Origin of the sequence: Pedobacter sp. MC2016-05 (assembly GCF_026239735.1) — a bacterium.
Lineage (GTDB): Bacteria > Bacteroidota > Bacteroidia > Sphingobacteriales > Sphingobacteriaceae > Pedobacter.
Genome location: NZ_JAPIVT010000012.1, coordinates 114,218 through 140,033, shown reverse-complemented (window position 1 = coordinate 140,033; position 25,816 = coordinate 114,218). Strand labels below are relative to the sequence as shown.

Sequence of the window (25,816 nt, the reverse complement as noted above, 5' to 3'; positions counted from 1 at the left end):
ATTTAATGAAGTCAATATCATTATCAGAGTTGTTTAAATAATTTTTGAGTTCATCAGGGTTGAATAATTTCAACCGATTGCCCAAACTACTTATCGCTATCCTGTAATCATCAAGTTGTACATTTATCAACTTGTTTATGAAAGGGTCCTTGATAATGAGTTCTGTTTTGTTTTCTGGATGTTTCTTTACCTGGTTTTTTGAGACACAATGTTCTGTATCGATGAATCTGAATTTGTCTTTGTGGAACACTCTAATCTTTACATTGTAAGTTCCATCATTTTTGTAATGGTGTGCAAAAACTTTTGCTTCTACTGTTGCCATTCTTTTGTAGGTTTAAATGGGTTAACGGATACCGGAAGGCCTACACAGCAAGATTTTTTTGTAAAGGTTTTTGTAAAGGTTTTTCGAGAAGTTTAACATTTTTTGGCGTAAAACTTGACGAATAACAGCAATTGAGAAACTGTTCGAGTGGGTAGGAGAATTCCTATATGCAAACAAAAACCCCATCCTATTGCTAGAAATGGGGTTTTTTAGTTCTTCACGGACTGTGAAGTTGAGCTCCCTCTGCTGGGCTCGAACCAGCGACCCTCTGATTAACAGTCAGATGCTCTAACCAGCTGAGCTAAGAAGGAATATTATTCTTTTTGTATTCAATTTGCCAAAATCCTTTGGCAATCATTTCATAAAAAATCCCCACATTGCTGTGAGGATGTTGGCTCCCTCTGCTGGGCTCGAACCAGCGACCCTCTGATTAACAGTCAGATGCTCTAACCAGCTGAGCTAAGAAGGAGTGCTGGTTGTTTCCTAAAACGAGGTTCTTTATGCTTTGCAGCTTATCAGGCCTTGTTCGTTTTGGGAATGCAATATTAGGGCTTTTAAATTATTTATGCAATATTTGCAGTGAAAAATTTTTAAAAAAATTCAAAATAAAATATATGAGCCTGATAATCATAGGTACTGTAGCTTTCGATGCTATTGAAACTCCATTTGGAAAAACAGATAAAATTGTTGGTGGCGCCGCAACGTACGCAAGTTTAGCTGCATCTTACTTCTATAATAAGGCGAAAATTGTTGCAGTAGTAGGTAATGACTTTCCACAATCTGATATAGATAGTTTCAAGGAACATGGTATTGATACCGAAGGCTTACAGGTAAAAGCGGGTGAAAAGTCGTTTTTCTGGTCTGGAAAATATCATAACGATATGAACAGCAGGGATACCTTAATTACTGAGCTGAACGTATTGGAAAATTTCGATCCAATTATTCCGGAGAGTTATCAGGATTGCGACTACCTAATGTTGGGCAATTTAACGCCGCAAGTTCAGCAAACGGTAATCAAACGTTTAAGGAATCGCCCGAAATTAATCGTGATGGACACCATGAACTTTTGGATGGATATTATGATGGATGACTTGCTGGAAACCATTAAATTAGTTGATGTTCTAACCATTAATGATGCAGAAGCCCGTCAATTGTCTGGAGAATATTCTCTGGTTAAGGCTGCCAAGAAAATTTTGGCTATGGGTCCAAAGTACCTGATTATTAAAAAAGGAGAGCATGGTGCATTATTATTCCATGAAGATCAGATTTTCTCTGCACCTGCATTACCATTGGCAGAAGTATTCGATCCAACAGGTGCGGGAGATACATTTGCAGGCGGTTTTATTGGCTATCTCGCTAAAGTTGGTACCATCAATTTCAACAATATGAAAAATGCTATTATTTATGGCTCTGCGCTTGCATCATTTTGTGTAGAAAAATTTGGTACCGAAAAATTATTGAATTTAACAGAAGAAGAAGTGGCAGCAAGAATACAACAGTTTGTGGAGTTGAGCGCATTTACCATCGAAGCTTAAGTTTCAAAAATCACTATTTAAAATTTGTTGCAGAAGCCTTTTCTTTAGAAGAGGCTTCTGCGTTTTAGTACCACTCTATATTATTGAGCGAAGAGACTCGATATGCTTTTAATAGCTAGCCTAAAAGCATTTTTGGCATTGCGACTGAAAATCTTTCACTTTTTATGAAAATTTTTCAGCTAAACCCGGGCAGAAAAGGTTTGGCATTTGAGTTGTTTAATGTAGTCTGAGCATTTAGCTCAAGAGTTTAATTAATTATTTAGTTTTTTAGTCATTAATAAATTTAAGGAGGAAAAACCTATGACACTGGTTAAATTTAATTCGGAAAACAACAAAAAGACCAATTCAATGCCGGCCTTTAACAATGTTTTTGATTCGATCTTTAACGATACATTCTTCTCTGAACGAATGGTTACAAGAGTGCCTGCTGCAAATGTTAGCGAGTCTGCAGATCACTTTCACATCGAACTTGCTGTGCCTGGCCTCGCCAAAGAAGATTTCAAACTGAAACTTGAAGGCGATGTTTTGTCTATCTCGGTAGAGCAAAGTCACCAAGATCAAAGGCAGGAAAGAAGTTATGCAAAGCGGGAGTATAGCTATAGTTCATTTGTGAGAAGCTTCACCTTACCAGAAAGTGCAAACGCTGATCAGATTCAGGCGAAATACGATAGCGGAATTTTAAATATTGATATTCCAAAAAGGGAAGAAGCTAAAATGGTTACCAGAAAAATCGAAATTCAATAATTAGCATTTAATAATCAGTTTAGAGCTGCCTGTAATGGCGGCTCTTTTATTTTGATATGGAAACTAATTTCGAAATATCATTAAAGTTCAAACTGTGTAAAGGTATTGAAGAATACGGATGCTTTCAGGTTGGTGCCAATGAGCTTTTTGCAAAGGAATTGTTTAACATGTTGGAAGGAACCGAAAACATCACAAAAGAGTCTATTATGTTAATTGATTTTATTAAATGGGAAAGAGGCATCCCTTTTCCGATTAATGCCAAACATTGCACCTATGATCAACTCGCGACCAATGTGAAGTTGATCACAAGGGAATTGTTTAAGCAGCATCAGTTGGCTCATTGATTTAATTCTTTTATTCCATCAATACTCCATATGTTTGAGTATAAATTCGACAAAATGAAAATAATTAAACAATTCTCTTTGCTAGTGCTGTTGATGTTTTCCATCGTAACAGCTAAAGCGCAAACTGCTCTTGAAAAAACCGTTGCCGATTGGGAACGAGCCAAAACTTACACAAAAGAATATTTAGATGCCATGCCTGAAGGCTCTTTTTCTTTGAAACCCACGCCTCAAATGCGGTCTTTTGCCGATCAGTTTTTTCACCTTGCTGATGCAAACTACGCATTCGCATCGACAGCTACGGATGAAAAGAGTCCGGTAGCGATGGGTAGTTTAGAGAAAGGCACCGATAAATCGAAAGCAACGGTAACAAAAGATGTTTTAGCAAGCTACGACTTCGTCATTGCTGGTATTAAAAAAATGTCAGCCGAGAAGCTATCAGAAAAAGTAAAACTTTTTGGGAAATTCGAAATGACCCGGGAAGATGCACTGAACAAATGTTTCGAGCACCAAACGCATCACAGAGGACAGGGAACTGTTTACATTCGTTTGGCTGGTGCAACTCCGCCTGCCGAAAAGTTATTTTAGCATTAGAATGGGGCGAATAAATTGCCCCATTTCTTTTTACAATACTTTGGGAAACTATTACCTGTAAATATAAACATGGCTCGGAAAAAAAAGCTTGCAGAAATTAAAACAAAACCAACACAAGCCAGTGTGGATGAATTTATTAACAGCATCGACGATGAGCAAAAACGTGAAGACAGCTTTACTATTTTGCAAATGATGAAGGATGCCAGTGGTGAAGAGCCGGTATTGTGGAGCAGTTCGATTATCGGGTTTGGGAATAAACAAGTTACCAGTACGGCAACGGGAAGAACAGTAAACTGGCTGCGGATTGGGTTTTCGTCACGTAAGGCAAATTTATCGTTGTACCTTACTGTGAATTATGAAAAACATTTGGATCTGATGAAAGAACTTGGAAAGCACAAAGCCGGAGCAGGTTGCCTTTACATTAGTAAGCTTGATGACATAAATTTAGATGTATTACGAAAGATTATAAAACTATCACTCCATAATTTAGTTTAAGTATTCGGATTAATGTTGTACAGTATATTCGCTCAATTCCGAAACGAATTTCTATTTTGCGGCATAATTATTAGATACAAATGGCTTCAGGTTTTTTTGCAATTTTAGATGATATAGGTGCTTTAATGGATGATGTGGCCATGGCTAGCAAGTTGGCAACCCGCAAAACCGCAGGCATATTAGGGGATGATTTGGCTGTTAACGCTGAAAAAGCCACTGGTTTCTTGGCATCGAGAGAAATTCCGGTACTGTGGGCCATTACAAAAGGATCATTTTTGAATAAGCTGATCATTGTTCCTATTGCGTTATTGCTTCAGGCATTTTTTCCGGTTGCCATCAAAGTGATTTTGGTTTTAGGTGGCTTTTACTTAGCTTATGAAGGAGTAGAAAAAATTATCGAATTCTTTTTTCATCGATCAAAGCCAGCACCGGTGGCTGCTGCTGAAGTTAGACAAAACGACGCTGAAGCAGAAAAGGCAAAGGTTAAATCGGCGGTATTAACAGATTTTATCCTTTCGATAGAAATCGTGATTATTGCGCTTGGAAGTGTTTTAGATAAATCATTGGCGATACAAATTCTGACGGTGTCAGTTGTAGCGATATTGGCAACAATTGGAGTTTATGGCATTGTTGCTTTAATCGTCCGCATGGATGATGCTGGCCATAAATTAATAAAACGCTCCAACGATAAAGGTTTTTGGGCATCTCTGGGGCATTTATTGGTTAAAGCTTTGCCAATCATTATAAAAACGTTAGCTGTAGTGGGTACCATTGCTTTGATTCTGGTTGCAGGAGGAATTTTTGTTCATAATATTGAATTTATGCACCATGTTCTGCCAAACCTTCAATCTACGATAAAAGAATTTGGAGCGGGGATAGTGGGTGGTTTAATTGCTGTTCCTGTAATGATGGTGGGCAAAAAGCTAATCGGTCTGTTCAGTAAAAAGCCAGCAGTCTCAAAATAATTCAAGCGTTTCTGCAACTCTGCAAGCTTCCAAGGCACTCGTCACGTTTAGTTTTTGAAAAATATTTTGGCGGTGGCGGTTTATCGTATTAATGCTCAATGAAAGTTTATCGGCAATTTCTTTACTTCGTTTTCCGTGTTTAATCAATTTTAGAATTTCCTTCTCCCTGCTGGAGAGTAGGTTGGAAAGATTCCTGATCTCGTTGTCTATCACTTTTCCCGTTTGTTTATTCACAATTAAACCACTCGGAATACTACATTCCGGATGGTCATATATTAAGTTGTAAAGACACAGCGCCAGCCAAACATTACCATCAGTGGCGTTTGCGATATAAATTAGCCGGTGCTTCAGCATCACATATTTTCCCTCCCTATTTTTTGCTCTTAACCTGGTAATTACTTCATAATGGTGCCTTTCGTCCAGGCTAACGGACTGAATCATCCTAAAGAATTGAAATTCTAACTGGTATTTTTTAGTCAAATCTTCCGGATGAACTTTGCTTAATAGTTCATCTTCCCAAATGGAATTGATTTCATCTTTTTGCTCGGAAAGGCCGAGGTCTTTAGCAATGGAATTATAAAAAATATAACTTTTCCTGCTCTTCAAATCGCTTAATACGCTAATCCCGTTCTCAAGTTTACTGTACATTTCAGCAATTGCCTTAGCCTGCTCAATTTGTAAATTCTCACTTGCATTACCTTTAAAGGTTTGCCCTAACAGTTTTATGTCAAGTAAATTTCTCATTGCTTCTCAAAGGTAATGGTTATTTTTCACCATTGAGCGATAGGGAAATCATAGATAACTTTGAGCTTCCGGTTGGATAGACTCAGGTTTAGATGCAACCCAAAAAATGATAAGATTAAGAATGAAAAAGATACTATTAGCCATCTGTATGTTGGTAAGCCTAAATAAATTACAAGCCCAAAATTTAAATAATATGCAATGGTTTAATGAGCCTGAGAAGTGGTCAGTGAAAGATAACAGCTTAATGATGCAGGTAACTCCTCAAAGCGATTATTGGCGCATTTCGCATTATGGTTTCACTGTAGATGATGCTCCGTTCTACTACGGCACTTATGGTGGTGAATTTGAGGTAAAAGTAAAATTAACGGGAGATTATAAAGCTCGTTTTGATCAGATGGGTTTAATGATTCGCATTGATCATCAAAATTATATCAAAACAGGAGTGGAGTTTGTAGATGGAAAGTTTAACGTGAGCACTGTAGTCACTCACCAAAAAAGCGACTGGAGTGTTCTACCACTTGAAAAAGTACCTCCATTTATTTGGGTTAAGGCAGTAAGAAGGCTCGATGCTGTTGAGATTTTTTACTCCCTTGATGATAAAAATTATATCATGACCAGAAATGCACCATTACAAGATAACACCCCTGTTATGGTTGGATTAATGGCTGCCAGCCCGGATGGCAATGGTTTTGAAGCAAAATTTGAAGCGTTTAAGGTTAAACATTTGCCAGATCAGAGACGACTTGAATGGTTGAAAAATCATTAATAATAGGTGATGATAAACATTTGTTTACAGCCCACTACATAAGTTTAGAGGCTTAAAATCAACGCAAAGTTGTACTAACGGTATTTCCAATCCTTTTGTTTGGGGCCATATCGGGATAATTTATAGTACTTTCTTCTGGTCGCGTTCGAAAAGGATTTGCAAGGAAGGGTTGAAGCAAGTCAATTAAGCAATATCATTTATTATTATCGATTTCAAGATAAAAGCTGATATTTGTAGCTTCAAAAAACAGCAATGAAACCCTACCTGCAGCTATTCGACTTCTCTAAAAAAATAAATTATAAAACAGAGATTTTAGCAGGACTTACTGTTGCGATGACGATGATTCCCGAATCTTTGTCATTCGCCATCTTAGCAGGTTTCCCACCTTTAACAGGCTTGTATGCAGCCTTTATTATGGGGCTAGTTACCGCAGTTTTGGGCGGTAGGCCGGGCTTGGTATCAGGAGGGGCCGGAGCAACCGTAATTGTACTCATAGCTTTAATGAAGACCCATGGCATAGAATATGTATTTGCTGCTGTTGCTTTTGCGGGAGTAGTACAGATCTTGGTTGGCCTTTTTAAACTTGGTAAATTTGTAAGACTCGTTCCTCAGCCTGTAATGTTTGGCTTCGTAAATGGGCTGGCCGTAATTATTTTTATGTCGCAGCTAGAGCAGTTTAAAACAATTGTGGGCGGCAACACTACTTGGTTGAGCGGACCGGCACTTTACACCATGTTGGGTTTAGTGGCCCTAACGGTGCTTATTGTTATTGTCTTGCCAAAATTTACTAAGGCAGTTCCATCCTCGCTAGTCGCTATTATTGTTGTATTTGTTATCGTTCTCGTTTTCAATATAGATACCAAACTGGTTAAAAATATTGCTTCGGTAAGCGGGGGGTTTCCACCTTTTCACATTCCTAAAATCCCTTTTGATTTAGATACTTTGAAAATCATCTTTCCTTACGGATTAATTATGGCTGGTGTAGGTTTAACAGAAGGTTTGCTTACTCTAAATTTAGTTGATGAAATTACGGAAACCAAAGGCAATGGAAACAGGGAAAGTATTGCTCAGGGAATTGCTAACATTACCAATGGCTTTTTTACAGGTATGGGCGGATGCCCGATGATTGCACAAACGCTTGTAAATCTATCTGCCGGAGCAAGGGCAAGACTTTCGGGCATTATTGCAGCATTAACGATTTTACTTATTATTCTTATCGGTGCGCCGGTTATTGAGCGAGTACCAATGGCAGCATTGGTTGGCGTAATGATGATGGTTGCCATTGGCACATTTGAGTGGATGAGCTTTAAGGTGATCAATAAAATGCCAAAACAAGATATTTTTATAGGAATCTCTGTGGCAGTGATTACGGTTTGGCTCCACAATTTAGCCTTGGCGGTATTAATTGGCGTTATTATTTCTGCTTTGGTATTTGCCTGGCAGAGTGCAAAACGGATAAGGGCTAATCAATTTAAAGATGAAGATGGTGTTAAACATTATGAAATTTATGGTCCTTTATTTTTTGGTTCCGTAGCAAATTTTAACGATCTCTTTGAAGTGTCTAATGATCCTGAGTATGTAGTAATCGATTTTAAAGGCAGTAGAATTTATGATATGTCTGGAATCGACGCATTAAACAAACTGACTGAAAAATATCGGAATGCAAATAAAAAACTTCATTTGCGGTTTTTAAGCGAAGATTGTAAACGGTTACTTAAAAATGCTGAAGATATTATTGAGGTGAACATCATCGATGATCCTCGTTATAAAATCGCTACGGAGAAATAATTAGAAATCGAATTCTAGCTGACTATTTTCTAGTTTTTCTTCCGCCATGTCATCATAAAATCGAGATAGCGTAATTCCCAGGAGTCTTATCTTTGCAAAGCCAATATTGGCCTCATTTAATAAGTTAATGGCTTCGTTGTAAATGGTTTCCGCTTTATTAATTGAGGCAGGAAAAGACCTGCTTCTGGTAATAATTTTAAAGTCTTCAAACTTAATTTTTAGTGTAACAGTTTTGCCTTTTAGCTGGTATTTTTCTAATCGCTTCGCTACGGTTTCGCTAATTTGTCGAAGTAAATCATGCATTACCGCATCATCATTGGTATCTTCAGATAAAGTATCTTCGGCACCTACAGACTTTGTTTCCCGATTTGCTCTTACCGGACGATCATCAATTCCCCTTACAATTTTATAATAGAACCTGCCCGATTTCCCAAATTGGGCTATTAGTTGCGCCTCACTTAGCTTTTTTAAATCAGCACCGGTATTGATTTGCATTGCTTTCATCTTAGCAGCCGTTACTTTACCCACGCCAAAAAACTTTTCTACGGGTAACTTCTCCATAAAAGCTTTAATTTTCGACGGACCGATAAAAGTCAATCCATCTGGTTTGTTCATGTCTGAAGCAACCTTCGCCACAAATTTACTTACCGAAACACCCGCAGATGCGGTTAAATTCAATTCATTTTTTATGGCGTCTTTTATTGATTTTGCAATGTCAATTGCAGAGCCTATTCCGAGCTTATCTTCGGTAACATCAAGATAGGCTTCATCTAAAGATAAAGGCTCAATAATGTCGGTGTATCGGCTAAATATTTCTCGGATGGCTTTCGATGCGGCTGCATAAGCATCAAAACGGGGGTACACAAAAATCGCAGTAGGACAAAGCTGATAGGCTTTGCTGCAAGACATGGCAGATTTAATTCCGAACTGACGAGCTTCGTAACTGGCAGTTGCAACAACGCCACGGCTGTCGGGTTTGCCGCCCACCACAATAGGCTTGCCTCTATATTCCGGAACATCTCGTTGCTCTACGGAAGCATAAAATGCATCCATATCAATATGGATTATTTTTCTTAAAAGAGATAGATTTTGATCAGACATGTAATGCCTAAATTTCGGAAATTTAAACTTGATAACAGCATATTTCTGGAGCGCGTAATCTGGCAATTCTAGTTCACCTTAAGGTATGACTTTAGTTCAATAGGAAGTCAACCTTATTGAGCAGCGAATCCATTTCAAACGGTTTTTCCATGAAATCGTTGGCGCCGGCATCCAAAGCAGATTGACGGATGTCTCTACTTGCTGAAATCATTAAAATGGGTATTTTTTGATATTGAGGATCACTTTTAAGCAATTTGCAGATATCGCGGCCATCATGTCCACTCATCCAAATATCCAACAGAATTAAGTCTGGTTTATTTTTAACGGCCTCGAAAACTGCTCCGCCATCGTAAGTAAATTCTACCTCATAACCCATTACTTCTAATATCATCGTCACTGCATCTACAATCCCTTCATCATCATCGGCGATGAGTATTTTCTTAGTTCCCATTGACGTAAATTTTTGCTATAGTGATTTATTTAAATGTGAGGATAAAGATGATAATTAAGTATAGTATTAATACTGAATTAGAGGTTTTTGTTTTCAAAAATCGCAATTTATTTTGATATAGATTAGCCTGGTTATCGATAATTTTAGATTAGTTCACCCACATCGTAACAAATTGGTTTTTTATTGCTCAAATGTTTTTATACGCTTATTAGAATAAGAAACTAGAAGTTTTGAGCAGTTTCATTTATCTATTTCAATATATTATAGATTATATTTACAACGAAAATTCAATTACATAGGTGAGTAGCCAAAATGGATAGCATTAATATTAAGAAGTTAGCTGAGGCTTTAAATTTATCTACTTCGACTATTTCCAGGGCGTTTAGAGATAATAGTGACATCAGCATTGCTACCAAAGAACGTATTTTGGCAAAAGCCAAAGAACTGAATTATCAACCTAACCATTATGCAAGCAATCTAAGAGAGCAAAGAAGCAAAACCATTGCAGTAATTGTTCCCGAATTAGCTAATAATTATTTCTCTCAAGCCATACATGGTATTGAGCGGGTGGCTAGGGAAAACGGTTATCATATCTTAATTTATGTTACCGATGATGATTATAAAAAAGAAGTAAATTTTATTCGCCACCTACATAATGGCCGGGCAGATGGCATAGTGATGTCGGTTTCTGGTGAAGCCAACGATCATAATTACCTCAATAAATTCGGTGCGCAAAGGCTACCTCTGGTTTTCTTTGATAGAATTTATGAAGATATCGAAACGCCAAGAGTAATCACCAACGATTATAACAGTAGCTTTTTGGCTACTGAGCATTTAATTGAGCAAGGTTGCAAACGGATTGCCTATTTGGTGGTAAACAAAAGTTTATCTATCGGAAAAACCAGGATGCAGGGCTACATTGACGCGCTTGCCAGATACCAAATTCCGTTTGAAGAAAATTTGATTGTAGATTGTAGCAACAGCTATGAAGAAAACAGTGTGATCATCAAAAATGCGTTGCAGCAATTGCAACCAGATGGTGTTTTTACCTCGGTAGAGCGTTTAGCATTTGCTACCTACTATGCTTGTTACGATTTGAATATTAGTATCCCAAACGATTTAAAAGTAATTAGCTTTTCTAGTCTGGAAATCGCACCATTACTAAACCCATCTTTAACAACGATTACACAACCTGCAACAGAAATAGGGGAGCAGGCGGCCAAGTTGCTTTTCAAAATATTGGATGATAACCAGGATAAAAATCTCTTTACAGAAGTTGTTTTGGAATCGAAAATTATCAAAAGAAATTCGACAGCAATTGGGAACAAAAAAAGCTAAAAAGCAGCGCTTAATTTTGGTCTGAAATTTTCAAATTTTTTCTTCACTTAGTGTAAAATAAGCAGAATTCGGCACAATCTTCGGGAACGTTCCCGAAAACGACCGGTGTTTTTCTCCTTCATTTTCGGGAACGTTCCCGAAAAAGCTCTTGAAAACAACTTAGTGTAAAAAGTACACTAAAATTTATCTAATCTATTTTTTAAACATTTGATTTATAGACTTTTAATTTTTATAAATCGTGGTAATTCGTGTTCGTTTATTAATCAAAAATAAAATTTATGTTAAGTTTTTCCTTTATTTTTTATCGCTTAAAATATATTTTTTAAATAAATTTTGAAATCTCATTAAGTGCTGTAAATTAGGCCTATGTGTAAATCACTATAATATTTAACCAAATTTATATACTTAAAAGAGCTTCGAATATGAAAGTATTTTACCTGTTAAAACAGGGGCTTTTAGTGCTGTTAGTTTTTTCAGCATTAATCGTAAAAGCACAAACCGGATCGGTATCCGGAAAGGTGCTTGATGAAACCGGCCAACCTTTACCCGGTGCTTCTATTGTTGTAAAAGGAACAACAAGAAGTACCTCAACCGATGTTAATGGTGTTTTTAAATTAGCAGGCTTAAGCAATGGTGCTGTAACTTTATCTGCAAGCTTCATTGGCTATCAAACGCTTGATAAGCCAGTTACTGTTTCAGCTAATGCCACGGTTAATTTCCAATTGGTGCCCGATGCACAAAAATTGAATGAGGTTGTTGTAATCGGTTACGGTACTGCCGAAAAGAAAAACTTGACTGGTTCAATCACTACAGTAAGTTCAAAAGACTTCCAAAAGGGTGCAATTACTACACCAGAACAATTAATTCAAGGTAAAGTTGCAGGTGTAAATGTAATCTCAAACAGCGGTCAGCCTGGTGTTGGAAGTACAATTCGTATCCGTGGCGGGGCATCACTTAACGCCAGTAATGATCCGTTAGTAGTGATCGATGGAGTTCCATTCAGTGGAAACACAATCGACAATGCGCCAAGTCCTTTATCATTAATTAATCCTAATGATATTGAAACATTTACAGTATTAAAAGATGCAAATGCGACGGCTATTTATGGTTCAAGAGCATCAAATGGAGTTATTTTAATTACCACTAAAAAAGGTAGTGCTGGTGCTCCGGTAATTAATTTTAGTACCAACAATTCTATTGCGAAAGTAATTAAAAATGTTGATGTACTTTCTGCTGATCAAGTCCGTGCTTATGTAAATGCCAATGGTAGTGCCTCTCAAAAAGCATTATTGGGCACTGCAAATACAAATTGGCAAGATGAAATTTATCAAAGAGCCTTTACAACTGATAACAATTTAAGTATTGCAGGTTCATTCAAGGGTGTTCCTTATCGTGTTTCGGCTGGATATTTAGATCAGGATGGATTGTTAATTACCGATAAACTTAAGCGTGGAACAGGTTCAATTACTTTGTCACCGAGATTGTTTAACGATCATTTAAAAATCGACTTGAACGTGAAAGGTTCATTAACTGATTCTCATTTTGCAAATGGCGGTGCAATTGCGAACGCCATTCAATTTGATCCAACGCAGCCTGTAAATGTGAATAACAGCTACGGGAATTACTACGAGTGGACACAAGGTACGGGTGCTGATATGGTTCCAAATCCAAATTCACCTCGTAACCCTGTTGGTTTAATTAGATTACAGGACAACAATGGCCATGCCGCTAGAAGTGTTGGTAATGTTAAGTTTGATTATTCTTTCCATTTCTTGCCAGAATTGCATGCCAACTTAAACTTGGGTTATGATGTATCTAAAGGTTATGGCTCAATCAGAGTTCCAACATTTGCTGCTCAAAGTGCTTCAACTCAAGGATCTTTCTCTCGGGCATTAAGAACTGGGAACGATAAGTTTTCTGAGTTTTATTTAAACTATGCTCATACTGTAGAAAGCATTAAAAGTAGATTCGACGCAACTGCTGGTTATGGTTATTATGATATCTCAACTACAGGCTACAATTTTACAAATTATACAGGCACAGGTGTTCCGCTTGTAACTCCAGTATTTCCTTTTTCTGTTGAACGAAACAAGCTACTTTCCTACTATGGAAGGTTAGTTTATACCTTAGCTGATAAATATATTCTTTCTGGTACAATGAGAGCTGATGCATCTTCAAAATTTGCTGAAAATAACCGTTGGGGTTATTTCCCATCAGCAGGTTTTACCTGGAGAATTATTGGTGAAAATTTCTTAAAGGATAGCAAAGTAATATCTGATTTAAAACTAAGATTAAGTTACGGTGAAACGGGCAACAAAGATGGGATCGGTAACTACGATTACCTATCTAAATATTATGCCAATACCAATACTGGTCAATACCAAATTGGCAACACTTTTTATAACTATTACGCACCTGCAGGTTATGATCCAGATTTGAAATGGGAATCAACAACCACCTATAATGCTGGCTTAGATTATGGTTTTTTACAAGGAAGATTGTACGGTAGTGTAGATGTTTACTACAAAAAAACCAAAGACTTATTAAGCACAGTAACTATACCTGTGGGAACAAACTTTAGCAATGTATTAACAACGAATGTTGGAAATATGGATGTAAGAGGTGCTGAAGCTAGTTTAAACTTTGTAGCAATTAAATCTGATGATATCAATTGGGATTTTGGAATTAACGCTGCTTATAACAGAAGAAAGGTTACTAACCTAACTTTAAATCCAAATTCTGGTTTTAAAATCGATGCAGGAGATATTACTGGAGGTACTGGTGTTCACTTAAAATACAACGCAGTTAATCAAATTCCAGGTTCATATTTTGTTTACAAACAAGTTTATAATGCCAACGGAAAACCACTGGAAGGTGTTTTTGAAGATTTGAATGGTGATGGCGCAATTACACCAGATGATCAGTATTTTTATAAATCCCCTAATCCAGATTTTACCTTTGGCTTCAATACTTCGTTTAGTTATAAAAAATGGACAATCAATACCGTGTTAAGAGCTAATATTGGTAATTATGTTTATGATAACGTGGCATCAAATTATGGTGTGAGATCTAATATTCTTACTTCGGTAGGTGTAATAAATAATGCAAGCACCGATTTGTTAAATACAGGTTTCACTGCTACGCAATTTCTAAGTGATTATTATATTAGAAACGCATCGTTTCTTAAAATGGATAATTTGGGGCTGGCGTATAATGTTGGTAAATTATCTAAAAACGGAAATACCACAATGCGTATTTCAGCAAACTGCCAAAATGTTTTTGTCGTATCTCAATACAAAGGGCTTGATCCAGAGTTAGTAACAGGTATTGATTATAATCTTTATCCTAGACCAAGAACATATACTTTAGGCTTAAACGTTGGCTTTTAATTAAGATATAAAAATGAAAAACTCATTTAAAACAATATTAACCTCGGCAGTAGTATTGCTGTCGTTAAACTCTTGTAAAAAAGAGTCATTAAACGTACTTCCAACTAATGATGTAACAGAAAGTGTAGTTTATGCTACGCCAGCAGGATACAAACAAGGGTTGGCTAGATTATATGCAAATTATGCTTTAACTAGTCCTTCAGGGTCTGATAACAGCGATGTTGGTGGTTTAAACTCAGGATTTGCAGATTTTTTAAGGCTATTCTGGACCAGTCAAGAGTTAACTACCGATGAAGCAATTTGTAATTGGGGCGATACTGGTATTCCTGAACTGGATAACTCTACCTGGTCAACCGATAACCAATTTTTAAGAGGATTATACTCAAGAAGTATTTCGCAAATTACTTTAGTTAACGAATATCTTCGTCAAAGTACACCGGAACAATTGGCTAGTCGCAACATTACAGGTGCAGATGCTACAAATGTTTTACGTTACCGTGCTGAAGCCCGTTTTTTACGTGCTTTTCAATATTGGGTTTTATTGGATGCTTTTGGTAACCCACCTTTTTTAACTGAAAATGATTTAATTGGAAAGGTAAATCCTAAACAAACTACCAAAGCTGCATTATTTGCATATGTAGAATCTGAATTAAAAGCTATTGAAGGTGATTTAGCCAATCCAGGAAGTGCCGAAAGTGAATACGGACGGGCAAATAAAGGTGCGGATTGGGCATTATTAGCAAGATTATATTTAAATGCACAAGTTTACACCGGAACTGCGAAATATACGGAAGCCATTACTTACTCGAGTAAGGTAATTGCGTCAAGTTATTCTTTAAAACCAAACTATAGAGATTTGTTTTTAGCTGATAACAATATTAACAATACGGAAAACATCTTAACTATTAATTATGATGGGGTTAATGGAACAAACTATGGCGGAACAACTTTTTTAATTAATGCAATGGTTTACACAGCGCCAGATGCTGCTGGTATGGTTTCAACTGCTTACGGCGTTCCTAATGGCGGATGGGCAGGTAATCGTACACGTCAAAATCTTCCGGCTTTATTCCCTGATCCAAATGGTACTTTAGATAAACGTGGAATTTTTGCCGGAACTAAAGCCGTAATCGATGCAATTGATGCACCAAATGATGGCTTGAAAGTTACTAAATTTAAAAATATAACTTCAACTAACACCACTCCACCATCTTTAAATGGAACGTTCAGTTCATTAGATTTTGCGCTATTTCGTTTGGCTGAACAATATTTAATTTACGGGGAAGCAGTTGCCCGTGGTGGTTCTGGCGGTAGCGTTGCACAAGCTTTAACTTATGTAAACGCTTTACGATCTAGGGCTTATGGCAATACCTCAGGAAATGTGAGTGCCGCTGCCCTTACTACTGATTTTTATTTAGATGAGCGTGGTCGCGAATTATATTGGGAAGGTCATCGCCGTACAGATTTAATACGTTATGGCAAATTTACAGGTTCTACTTACCTGTGGCCATTTAAAGGCGGCGTAAAAGCTGGAACGAGTGTGCCTGCTTATCGCAACTTATACCCAATTCCAAATGCAGATTTGATTGCCAATCCGAATTTGGTTCAAAACCCAGGCTATTAATCTTTATCGATAGAAAGATATGAAATCAAAATTATTCAAAACCTTAGCTTTAGGCTTAATTGCAGTATCGCTTTGGTCGTGTAAAAAAGAAGAAACCAGAACGGTTTCTAATGTTACAGCGGCGGGTACGCTTACCGCTTCAACTATCGCATTAAATTTAATTCAAGCTAACGGAGCGTTACCGGCAACAACATTAACTTATCCCTTGGCTACTTCTTCTGGTTATGTGGTTCCAGTAAATACAACGCTACAGTTCGCTTTAAAAGGAACTAATTTTGCTACGCCTAAAGAGGTGGTAGTAACCACCAAAAGCTATGCCCCAACTATTACAGAAGTGAATAATATGATCCTTGCTTTTGGCGGGTTAGTGGGTAAACCTGCAGAAGTTGAGGTGAGATTAAAATCAGGAGCTGCGGTAAACGATTTGACATACTCTAATGTGGTAACATTAACGGCTACGCCTTATTTGGCATCTGCATGGATTTATGCTCCGGGCGCTTACCAGGGTTGGAATCCATCAACTGCAGATAGTTTAATTTCTCTGTCAAGCAATGGTGTTTATACTGGTATGATCGCTTATACTACTGGTAATTTAGAATTCAAAATTACTCCTGCAAAGAAATGGGATGTAGCTTATGGAGATGCTGGTGGCGGTAAAATTAGCTCAAGCGCCGGCGATAACCTAAAATCTCCTGATGCAATTGTGAAACAGGTAACTGTTGACTTAAATAAAAACACAATCGTTTTTGGTACACCAAATGAGTGGTCAATTATAGGTGATGCTACACCAGGTGGATGGAACAACGATACCGATATGAAAGGTGTGAACGATGGGAAATTTACAGTTTATTCTATCAAAACCACATTAGGCGTAGGCGAGTTTAAATTCCGCTTCGGTCATGCATGGGATGTGAATTTAGGTGGTGGCGCAACACTTACTACAGGTGGCGATAACATCAAAGTTACCGCTGCTGGTAACTACACCATTACACTTACTGTTATTAAAACAGGAGATAAAGTAACTGGTGGTATTTACACTATTGTTAAAAACTAATCTATAAAATTTGTCCCGTGGTAAACGCCACGGGACTTTTTCAATCTTTCAAAGTTTTAGCATGATCAAAACCCAACCTATCCTTCAGCGTCCTATCTTTTGTAATGCTCGTTCCAATAATTGGCGTTTTGCCAGAATAAAATCAGTAACACTTTCCTTTTTAATTCTTTCATGTGCAAACCTCTTTGCTCAAAAAGTAGAGCGCATAGAACCAATGTTCTGGTATGCAGGAATGCACAATCCGAAACTCCAACTGCTTGTTCATGGAGAAAACATTGCTGCCAGTACGATCTCATTAACTTACCCAGGTGTAAAGCTGGTTAAGGTAAACAAAGTTGAAAATCCAAATTATCTATTTTTGGATTTAGAACTTTCTTCAGCAGTAAAATCGGGAACGTTCCCGATTAATTTCACAGTTAAAGGAAAAAAAATATTAAATTACAACTACGAATTAAAGAACCGCAATAAAAACGCAGACAGAATTCAGGGGGTATCGCAAAAAGATTTTATTTACTTATTAATGCCAGATCGTTTTTCGAATGGCGACGAAAGTAATGACGTTGTTAAAGGCTTAGCAGAAACAGCACTCAACCGTGATAGTATGTATTATCGCCATGGGGGAGATATTCAAGGAGTAATTAATCATTTAGACTACCTTAAGGATTTAGGAATCACCACGGTTTGGATGACTCCAGAAATCGAAAATGATATGGAAAAGGCTTCTTATCATGGTTACGCGGTAACAGATCATTACAAAATTGATCCCCGTTACGGAACAAACGAACTTTACAAAAAATACGTAGAAGCTGCTCATGCAAAAGGCATGAAGGTAATTAAAGATGTGGTCCATAATCACATCGGTACGGGTCATTGGTTTTTCAAAGATTTGCCCATGAAAAGCTGGGTACACCAATGGCCAAAATATACACAAACCAGTTATCGCGATCAAACCGTGATGGATACTCACGCATCTGCTGCTGATCGTAAAAAAATGTTAGATGGTTGGTTTGTTCCATCCATGCCCGATCTTGATCAGACCAATCCTTATGTTCAAAATTATTTAACGCAAAACCATATTTGGTGGATTGAATATGCGGGAATTGACGGTTTACGTTTAGATACTTATCCCTATAACGATCCGGCATACATGGCTGATTGGGCAATTAAACTGAGAGCTGAGTTTCCGACTTTATCCATTTTTGGCGAAACATTTGTTTCAGGTGTAGCCAACCAAGCTTACTTCACGGGTGGAAATACCGTTAATCGTGGTTTCGATACGCACTTGCCGGGCATTACCGACATGGCCGTTAAAGAAGGGATTTACGAGGCTTTGAATGGCAAAAACGGCTGGACAGATGGTATTAACCGATTGTATGATGTGGTAGCCCATGATTTTCTTTACAAAGACCCCACATTAAATTGTATCGCTTTAGATAATCATGACATGAGTCGTTTTTATTCTGTAGTGAATGAAGATTTTGATAAATATAAAATGGGTTTAGCCATGCTTTTGACTATGCGTGGTATCCCTCAGATGTATTATGGGACAGAAATTTTGATGAAAAATTTCTCTGCCCCTGATGGTCTGGTTCGTTCTGATTTTCCTGGCGGATGGCAAGGGGATAAAAAAGATAAGTTTATCGCCGATGGTAGAACAAACAAAGAAAATGAAGCTTTCAATTTTGTGAAGACTTTGGCCAACTACCGCAAAAATAGCCCAGCTTTACAAACTGGTAAATTAATGCAGTTTGTACCTGAAGATGATATGTATGTTTATTTTAGATACAATGCTACTGCAAAAGGTACGGTAATGGTTATCGTGAATAATACAGATAAAGAGAAAACGCTCAATACAGAGAGATTTGCAGAAAGAACAACTGGAATTACTACTGCCAAAAATGTGATTTCGGGAGAAAGCATCCAAATCAAAGAAATTAAAATGCCAGCAAAAACAACCTTAGTTTTAGAATTAAATTAATATTCATTCATTGCCGTTCGGCTTTAGCCAACGGATTTTTATAATAGCAATGCAAAACACATCAAACATACTACCCTCAACCCCAATTAAAGCCTGTCTCTTTGATTTGGATGGTGTATTGGTAGATACAGCAGTTTACCATTACCAAGCCTGGAAACGCCTGGCCAATACCATGGGTTTCGATTTTACAGAAGAACAAAATGAACAGCTTAAGGGCGTAAGTCGTGTAGAAAGTTTAAATAAAATTTTGGCCTGGGGTAGTGTACAAAAAACCGATGCGGAGAAGGAAGAACTTGCCAGTTTGAAAAATAGCTGGTATGTAGATATGATTACCAAAATGAATCCTGCTGAAGTGTTGCCTGGAACGGTTGATTTTTTAACGGCTATTCACCAGGCGGGCTATAAACTGGCTTTGGGTTCAGCCAGTAAAAATTCAGGAATCATTTTAGAACGTACCAATCTTGCTCATTTCTTTGATGAAATTGTAGATGGAAATATGGTTACTAAATCAAAACCAGATCCAGAGGTATTTTTGAAAGGAGCAGAACTTTTAGGTTTCAAACCTGATGAATGCGTGGTTTTTGAAGATGCTGTTGCAGGCGTTGAGGCTGCAAAACGTGGCGGAATGAAGGCCATAGGAATTGGCGAAAAAAGCGTGCTTACAGAGGCAGACCTTGTAGTAAGTGGGTTAGATAAATTAACGGTTGAAGATTTAGAAAAGTTATAAAATGGCAAGTGCCGTCATTGCAAGGCACGAAGCAATCTCTATAAAGGAATTCAATAAAATTGTGAGGACGAACACTCTATAGGAGATTGCTTCTTGCCTCGCAATGACGAAAGTATAAAAGATGAAGAATTACATTAAAGCAGACGAGTGGAGTATTATCGAAGAAGGCTTTGATCCACATTTAAATAAAATTTCAGAAAGTATTTTCAGCTTGGGTAATGGTCGTATGGGCCAGCGTGCCAATTTTGAAGAAACTTATTCTGGAGAAACTCTTTTGGGGAATTACGTTGCAGGCGTTTATTATCCTGATAAAACCCGCGTGGGTTGGTGGAAAAATGGCTATCCAGAATATTTTGCTAAAGTTTTAAATGCGGCAAATTGGGTAGGTATCGAAGTGAAATTAGATGATGAAATTTTGGATTTAGCAACAGCCGAAGTAAGCGAGTTCAAACGTGTTTTGAATATGCATGCCGGGGTTTTGGAGCGTACTTTCACAGCAGAACTTAAAAGTGGAAAAATTGTTAAAGTGAAATCAACTCGTTTCTGTAGCATTGCCGATGATGAAGTCGGAGCGATCCGTTACAGCATTACGTCTGTAAACTTTAATGGCAAAATCACGTTAATGCCTTTCATCGATGGCGATATCAAAAATCAGGACAGCAACTATGATGAGAAATTCTGGACTTTGGTTTCTGATGAAATTGGCGAGACAGAAGCTTATATCAAACTAAGAACAAAGAAAACTGAATTTGAAGTTTGCACCGGAAGCCATATTGAATTGTATAAGAATGCTGAAAAAGTGGCAATCAATCCGGAAGCTGTTCGGAAAGAAAAATTCGTTGGGCAAACTTTTTCTGTTCAGGTAAAAGCGAATGAGGAAATCACTTTGATTAAGATCGCAGCGAATTTATCTTCAGAAAATTATGCAAAAGAATCACTTTTAAAAGAGGCCAAAGCAGTTATTGCAAAAGCTAGAGCTAAAGGTTTCGATACGTTATTAAAAGAACAAACTGAAGCCTGGGCCACGAAATGGGAGGAAAGCGATATCATTATTGAAGGTGATGTTTCGGCGCAACAGGCCATTCGTTTTAATATTTTCCAGTTGTTCCAAACCTATACAGGTAAAGATGATCGGTTGAATATTGGTCCGAAGGGTTTTACTGGCGAGAAATACGGCGGTTCTACTTATTGGGATACCGAAGCGTATTGTGTGCCTTTTTACTTAGCCACTGCTCCGCAAGAAGTAAGCAAAAACCTATTGGTTTATCGCCACAAACAATTGGGCAAAGCCATTGAAAATGCGGCGAAATTAGGTTTTAAAGATGGCGCTGCATTGTATCCGATGGTTACCATGAATGGCGAAGAATGCCACAATGAGTGGGAAATCACTTTCGAGGAAATCCACCGCAATGGAGCTATTGCATTCGCAATTTACAACTACATCCGCTATACTGGAGATGAAAGTTATTTATCAGATTTTGGCTTGGAGGTGCTCATCGGCATCGCACGTTTCTGGAAGCAACGCGTAAATTGGAGCGGCGAAAAACAGCAATATGTAATGCTTGGTGTTACTGGTCCGAACGAGTATGAGAACAACGTAAACAACAACTGGTATACCAATTTATTAGCAACCTGGTGCATGAAGTATGCAACACAAGCTTCGGAAATTGTGAAAAATCAGCAGCCAGAAAAATATAACAGCTTATTAAAAAGCTTAAATTTCGATGCTCAGGAATTTGCTGATTGGGCAGATATCATTGAGAAAATGTATTATCCGGAGGATAAAAATTCAGGCATTTTCTTGCAGCAAGATGGTTATTTGGACAAAGAGCAAACTTTAGTTAAGGATTTACCAGCAAGTGAACGACCAATTAACCAGAAATGGAGTTGGGATAGGATCTTGCGTTCTCCATTTATTAAACAAGCAGATGTTTTGCAAGGACTGTATTTCTTCGAAGAGGATTACGACCTGGAAACTATCAGAAGAAACTTCGATTTTTATGAGCCACGTACCGTTCACGAAAGTTCATTATCGCCTTGCGTACACAGTATTTTGGCCGCTAAATTAAATGATGAAGCTCGTGCTTACGAATTCTACTTACGTACTGCCCGTTTAGATTTGGACGATTACAACAACGATACGGAAGATGGCTTACACATTACATCGATGGCCGGAACCTGGATGAGTGTAGTAGAAGGTTTCGCCGGTATGCGTGTTCGCGATGGCAAATTGCAGTTTAATCCTTTCTTACCAAAGCAGTGGAAATCGTTCTCGTTTACCATTGGTTTCAGAGGAGCAACTTTGAAAATAAATATCACTGAAAACGGCATCAATATTAAAAATAATAACGCTGTTGATTTAGAAATCGGAATCAGAAATCAGTTTTATAAACTGTCTGGAAACGCAAAAATCGAAGTAAATAATGCGGAGTTGGTATGATTGTAGAGGTAAAACATAAAATGGAAAATGTATTGAAATTGTTTTCGACTCCTCGTTATTGTGAGGAACGAAGCAATCTCAATGCGATAGCTTGTATAATTGCGGTTTCCCTTTTATTAATTTCACAATCATCCTTTGCACAAAAAAAGAGTAAAAGTATGAACGATAAGCAAATCGTTATATATCAGTTATTGCCCCGTTTATTCGGAAACAAGAATACCACCAACATCCCATACGGAACCATTGAGCAAAATGGTTCTGGCAAGTTTAACGATATCACAGATAGGGCGCTAGATGGGATCAAAGAGTTGCATGTAAATTACGTTTGGTACACGGGCATTATTGCACATGCAAGCCTAACCGATTATTCGAATTATGGAATTAAGGTTGATGATGCTGACGTGGTGAAAGGAAGAGCTGGTTCGCCTTATGCAATCCGCGATTATTATGATGTAAATCCTGATTTAGCGGTGGATGTAAAAAACCGGATGCAGGAATTTGAAGCGTTGGTGAAAAGAACACATGCAAAGAATTTAAAGGTCATTATCGACTTTGTTCCAAACCATGTAGCCAGAGGTTACCATTCTTATTCCAAACCAGAAAAAGTTATCGACTTTGGCGCTAATGACGAGGTAACTAAAGCTTTCAGCACAAAAAATGATTTTTATTACATCCCTGGTCAGCCACTTGTAGTGCCTACGAACGGACAAGAGACGCCGCTTTCTATTCTTCAGGATGGAAAATTCGACGAAAACCCGGCAAAGGCTACTGGCAATGATGCGTTTACTGCTGCTCCAAAATACGACGATTGGTACGAAACCGTTAAGCTGAACTATGGCGTGGATTATTTAAACGGAAGAAAAGAATATTTTAGTCCCATCCCTCCGGTTTGGACGAAGATGCGAGATATTTTAGTTTTTTGGACGGATAAAGGTGTTGACGGATTCAGGTGCGATATGGCCGAAATGATTCCTATTGCATTTTGGAATTGGGTTATTCCACAGGTTAAAAAAGTTAATCCTAATTTGATTTTCTTAGGTGAAGCTTACAATCCTCAGGTTTATAAACAATATTTAGACGAAGGAAAATTTGATTACCTATACGATAAAGTGGGTTTATACGATGGCTTAAAAAAGCTGATTAGAAATGAACCCGAGGCAGATGTGTCGGCTATTCGTTACGTGTGGCAGAAAGAAAGCGCTGGCTTTGGAAAAAAAATGTTGCGCTTTTTAGAGAACCACGATGAAGAACGGATTGCATCTACAGGCTTTGCGGGCAAGGCCGAACTTGCGCTACCTGCAATGGTGGTTTCGGCTACCTTAGGTGCTGGTCCGGTAATGTTGTATTTCGGACAGGAAGTTGGAGAACCGGGAAAAGGTAAAGAAGGTTATGGCGGAGATGACAACCGCACCACTATCTTTGATTATTGGGGTGTTCCAAATCATCAAAAATGGATGAATGGTGGCTTGTTTGATGGACATAAACTTAATGCTGCCCAGCAACATTTAAGAGCTTATTACAAACAGCTTTTGAAAGTCACATCGGCAAGTGATGCAGTATTGAACGGCGAAATCTATGAGATTCCTCAAAGCGGAAACATGAATAACCGGATGTATGCTTTCATTCGTTACTCTGGTAGGCAACGTTTGTTGGTAGTGGCAAATTTCGATAGAAATTTAACGTTGGAGACCAATATCCAAATCCCTGAAGAGGTATTGAAAGTTAAGAATTCCTCTCCGGTTACGGAATTATTAACGGATACAAAACTGAACATACCGGCAGGAACAACTATACCCGTTAAACTTGCACCAGTTTCGGCACAAGTAATAGAATTTTAGAATGATGAGTTTGATGGACCATGTCTCCACAGACCATTGTAAATTTACATTTCGGTCTGTGAGGACACATACCGAGGAATTGCAATAAAAAAATTTGCGCCTTTGCGTTATTCACTTAGCGTACTTTGCGGTTAAATAAAAACCAAATATAATGAGCTTAAAAACAATATTCGAGAACCCGAAACTAACGCTTGCACAAATTATCAATATGAGTGTCGGGTTTTTCGGAATTCAGTTTGGCTGGGATTTGCAGCGTGCCAACATGGGGCGTATTTACGAAAACCTGGGCGCAAACCCCGATCAGGTTCCGCTATTATTTTTAGCTGCCCCGTTAACGGGTTTGTTGGTTCAGCCTATAATTGGTTATCTAAGTGATAGAACCTGGCACCCGAAATGGGGGAGAAGAAGGCCTTATTTTATGATTGGGGCAATTGTAAGCAGTATCGCTTTAATTTTTATGCCACACAGCAGCGCTTTGTGGATGGCAGCGGGCTTACTTTGGGTTTTAGATGTATTTGGCAATATTGCGATGGAACCTTTCCGTGCTTTTGTTACCGATAAATTGCCAGATAGCCAGGTAAATCGCGGTTTTATTATGCAAAGCATGATGATCGGTTTAGGTGGAAGTGTAGCTTCGGCCTTACCTTGGTTGATGAACAATGTTTTTGATTTACAGAATACAGCGGCTCAAGGTCAGATTCCCGAGAATGTAAAATTCTCTTTTTATATCGGTGCATTTTTCTTTTTCGCCGCAGTATTGTGGACGGTTTTTACCACCAAAGAATATCCACCACGAGATCCCGATTTTAAAGAGAAGTTGAAGGAAAACAGCAGTGGTTTTTTAGGTGGTGCAAAAGAGATCTTTCATGCGTTAAGCAACATGCCTAAGCGTATGCAAATTGTTTCTCTTGTACAATTTTTTACTTGGCCAGGCTTATTTCTAATGTGGTTTTATTACACTACAGCAGTGGCGGTAAATGTTTTTGGTGGCAAAGATGCTGCCGATCCTGTATATGCCCAGGGAGCAGATTTTGGTAGTTTAACCCTTGCCTATTACAGCGTTATTACCTTCCTCTTTGCATTGGTGTTACCTAAAATCGCTGATGCATTGGGCAGAAAAACAACTCATGCCATTTGTTTGCTTTGTGGGGCACTTGGATTAATCAGCGTGGCTTGGGTACATGATAAAAATATGCTTTACCTATGTATGACTGGTGTTGGTATCGCTTGGGCAAGTATTCTTTCAATGCCTTATGCCATGCTCAGTGGTTCTTTACCAAAAGATAAAATCGGTATTTACATGGGGATCTTTAATTTCTTCATCGTTTTGCCTGAGATCATTGCATCACTGGGTTTCGGCTGGTTAATGCGTAATGTTTTAAATAATGATAGGCTTTTAGCGGTTCAGTTGGGTGGCGTATTAATGATTTTAGCCGCTATTATTTGTTATCTATTTATCAGAGAGCCGAAGAAAACAGATGAAACATTAGCTTCAGAACTGGCTATTGAAGAAAATAGATCGGTCTAATAACTCTGCAAATAATTTGTAACCACAGAGAACAAAAAGAAAATTCAGAAAGTA

Annotated in this window: 20 protein-coding genes, 2 tRNA genes and 1 pseudogene; 17 read left to right on the top strand and 6 right to left on the bottom strand. The window is 38.0% G+C overall.

What is annotated here, in order from left to right; translation table 11 throughout:
- The 3 genes and pseudogenes from OQZ33_RS15810 to OQZ33_RS15800 form a co-directional block, all read right to left on the bottom strand.
- A pseudogene (locus OQZ33_RS15810) lies at positions 1-322 on the bottom strand (recombinase); the annotation flags it as partial.
- A 237-nt stretch (positions 323-559) separates the two neighbouring features.
- A tRNA-Asn gene (locus tag OQZ33_RS15805) sits at positions 560-633 on the bottom strand.
- A gap of 81 nt (positions 634-714) precedes the next feature.
- Positions 715-791, bottom strand: a tRNA-Asn gene (locus tag OQZ33_RS15800).
- Between the two features lie 145 nt (positions 792-936).
- Here OQZ33_RS15800 and OQZ33_RS15795 point away from each other — a divergent pair.
- The 6 genes from OQZ33_RS15795 to OQZ33_RS15770 all read left to right on the top strand — a co-directional run bounded on the left by OQZ33_RS15795 (position 937) and on the right by OQZ33_RS15770 (position 4,996).
- Positions 937-1,857: a PfkB family carbohydrate kinase gene (locus OQZ33_RS15795; RefSeq protein WP_265800068.1), complete on the top strand. Its 921-nt coding sequence runs from the start codon at positions 937-939 to the stop codon at positions 1,855-1,857.
- Positions 1,858-2,157: 300 nt separating this feature from the next.
- Positions 2,158-2,601, top strand: a complete 444-nt coding sequence (locus OQZ33_RS15790; RefSeq protein ID WP_265800066.1) for an Hsp20/alpha crystallin family protein — start codon at positions 2,158-2,160, stop codon at positions 2,599-2,601.
- 56 nt (positions 2,602-2,657) lie between these two features.
- On the top strand, positions 2,658-2,945 hold the full coding sequence (locus OQZ33_RS15785) for a hypothetical protein (protein WP_265800064.1): 288 nt from the start codon (positions 2,658-2,660) through the stop codon (positions 2,943-2,945).
- Positions 2,946-2,999: 54 nt separating this feature from the next.
- Positions 3,000-3,530 carry a DinB family protein gene (locus tag OQZ33_RS15780; protein ID WP_265800063.1) on the top strand — a complete coding sequence of 177 codons (531 nt, stop codon included), beginning with the start codon at positions 3,000-3,002 and terminating at the stop codon, positions 3,528-3,530.
- Between the two features lie 75 nt (positions 3,531-3,605).
- A complete protein-coding gene (locus tag OQZ33_RS15775; RefSeq protein ID WP_265800062.1) occupies positions 3,606-4,031 on the top strand; it encodes a DUF1801 domain-containing protein in 426 nt (141 codons plus the stop codon).
- Positions 4,032-4,111: 80 nt separating this feature from the next.
- The gene (locus OQZ33_RS15770) at positions 4,112-4,996 is read left to right on the top strand and encodes a DUF808 domain-containing protein (RefSeq protein ID WP_265800061.1); all 885 of its coding nucleotides are present in this window, start codon (positions 4,112-4,114) and stop codon (positions 4,994-4,996) included.
- Here OQZ33_RS15770 and OQZ33_RS15765 read toward each other — a convergent pair.
- The gene (locus OQZ33_RS15765) at positions 4,988-5,740 is read right to left on the bottom strand and encodes a response regulator transcription factor (protein ID WP_265800060.1); all 753 of its coding nucleotides are present in this window, start codon (positions 5,738-5,740) and stop codon (positions 4,988-4,990) included. The genes OQZ33_RS15770 and OQZ33_RS15765 overlap by 9 nt on opposite strands.
- Before the next feature lie 121 nt (positions 5,741-5,861).
- Between OQZ33_RS15765 and OQZ33_RS15760 the strand changes: the two genes are divergently transcribed.
- Positions 5,862-6,506: a DUF1349 domain-containing protein gene (locus tag OQZ33_RS15760; protein ID WP_265800059.1), complete on the top strand. Its 645-nt coding sequence runs from the start codon at positions 5,862-5,864 to the stop codon at positions 6,504-6,506.
- Positions 6,507-6,758: 252 nt separating this feature from the next.
- A complete protein-coding gene (locus OQZ33_RS15755; protein WP_265800058.1) occupies positions 6,759-8,294 on the top strand; it encodes a SulP family inorganic anion transporter in 1,536 nt (511 codons plus the stop codon).
- On the opposite strand, the gene dinB is transcribed toward OQZ33_RS15755, so the two are convergent.
- Both dinB and OQZ33_RS15745 read right to left on the bottom strand, forming a co-directional pair.
- Entirely contained in the window at positions 8,295-9,395 is a 1,101-nt protein-coding gene (dinB, locus tag OQZ33_RS15750) for a DNA polymerase IV (protein ID WP_265800057.1), read from the bottom strand.
- A 91-nt stretch (positions 9,396-9,486) separates the two neighbouring features.
- Positions 9,487-9,846, bottom strand: a complete 360-nt coding sequence (locus tag OQZ33_RS15745) for a response regulator (protein ID WP_265800056.1) — start codon at positions 9,844-9,846, stop codon at positions 9,487-9,489.
- Between the two features lie 312 nt (positions 9,847-10,158).
- On the opposite strand from OQZ33_RS15745, the gene OQZ33_RS15740 reads away from it, so the two are divergent.
- The 9 genes from OQZ33_RS15740 to OQZ33_RS15700 all read left to right on the top strand — a co-directional run bounded on the left by OQZ33_RS15740 (position 10,159) and on the right by OQZ33_RS15700 (position 25,762).
- The gene (locus tag OQZ33_RS15740) at positions 10,159-11,184 is read left to right on the top strand and encodes a LacI family DNA-binding transcriptional regulator (RefSeq protein ID WP_265800055.1); all 1,026 of its coding nucleotides are present in this window, start codon (positions 10,159-10,161) and stop codon (positions 11,182-11,184) included.
- 422 nt (positions 11,185-11,606) lie between these two features.
- Positions 11,607-14,573 carry a SusC/RagA family TonB-linked outer membrane protein gene (locus OQZ33_RS15735; protein ID WP_265800054.1) on the top strand — a complete coding sequence of 989 codons (2,967 nt, stop codon included), beginning with the start codon at positions 11,607-11,609 and terminating at the stop codon, positions 14,571-14,573.
- 13 nt (positions 14,574-14,586) lie between these two features.
- Complete coding sequence (locus tag OQZ33_RS15730; RefSeq protein WP_265800053.1) at positions 14,587-16,197, top strand: RagB/SusD family nutrient uptake outer membrane protein; 1,611 nt, start codon at positions 14,587-14,589, stop codon at positions 16,195-16,197.
- A gap of 19 nt (positions 16,198-16,216) precedes the next feature.
- Positions 16,217-17,251, top strand: a complete 1,035-nt coding sequence (locus OQZ33_RS15725; RefSeq protein WP_265800052.1) for a SusE domain-containing protein — start codon at positions 16,217-16,219, stop codon at positions 17,249-17,251.
- Between the two features lie 61 nt (positions 17,252-17,312).
- Positions 17,313-19,229: a glycoside hydrolase family 13 protein gene (locus tag OQZ33_RS15720; protein WP_265800051.1), complete on the top strand. Its 1,917-nt coding sequence runs from the start codon at positions 17,313-17,315 to the stop codon at positions 19,227-19,229.
- Positions 19,230-19,278: 49 nt separating this feature from the next.
- Positions 19,279-19,956, top strand: a complete 678-nt coding sequence (pgmB, locus tag OQZ33_RS15715) for a beta-phosphoglucomutase (RefSeq protein ID WP_265800049.1) — start codon at positions 19,279-19,281, stop codon at positions 19,954-19,956.
- 121 nt (positions 19,957-20,077) lie between these two features.
- A complete protein-coding gene (locus tag OQZ33_RS15710) occupies positions 20,078-22,396 on the top strand; it encodes a glycoside hydrolase family 65 protein (protein WP_265800048.1) in 2,319 nt (772 codons plus the stop codon).
- Positions 22,397-22,554: 158 nt separating this feature from the next.
- A complete protein-coding gene (locus tag OQZ33_RS15705) occupies positions 22,555-24,234 on the top strand; it encodes an alpha-amylase family protein (RefSeq protein ID WP_265800047.1) in 1,680 nt (559 codons plus the stop codon).
- Positions 24,235-24,385: 151 nt separating this feature from the next.
- Complete coding sequence (locus tag OQZ33_RS15700) at positions 24,386-25,762, top strand: MFS transporter (protein WP_265800046.1); 1,377 nt, start codon at positions 24,386-24,388, stop codon at positions 25,760-25,762.
- The last annotated feature ends 54 nt before the right edge of the window (positions 25,763-25,816 follow it).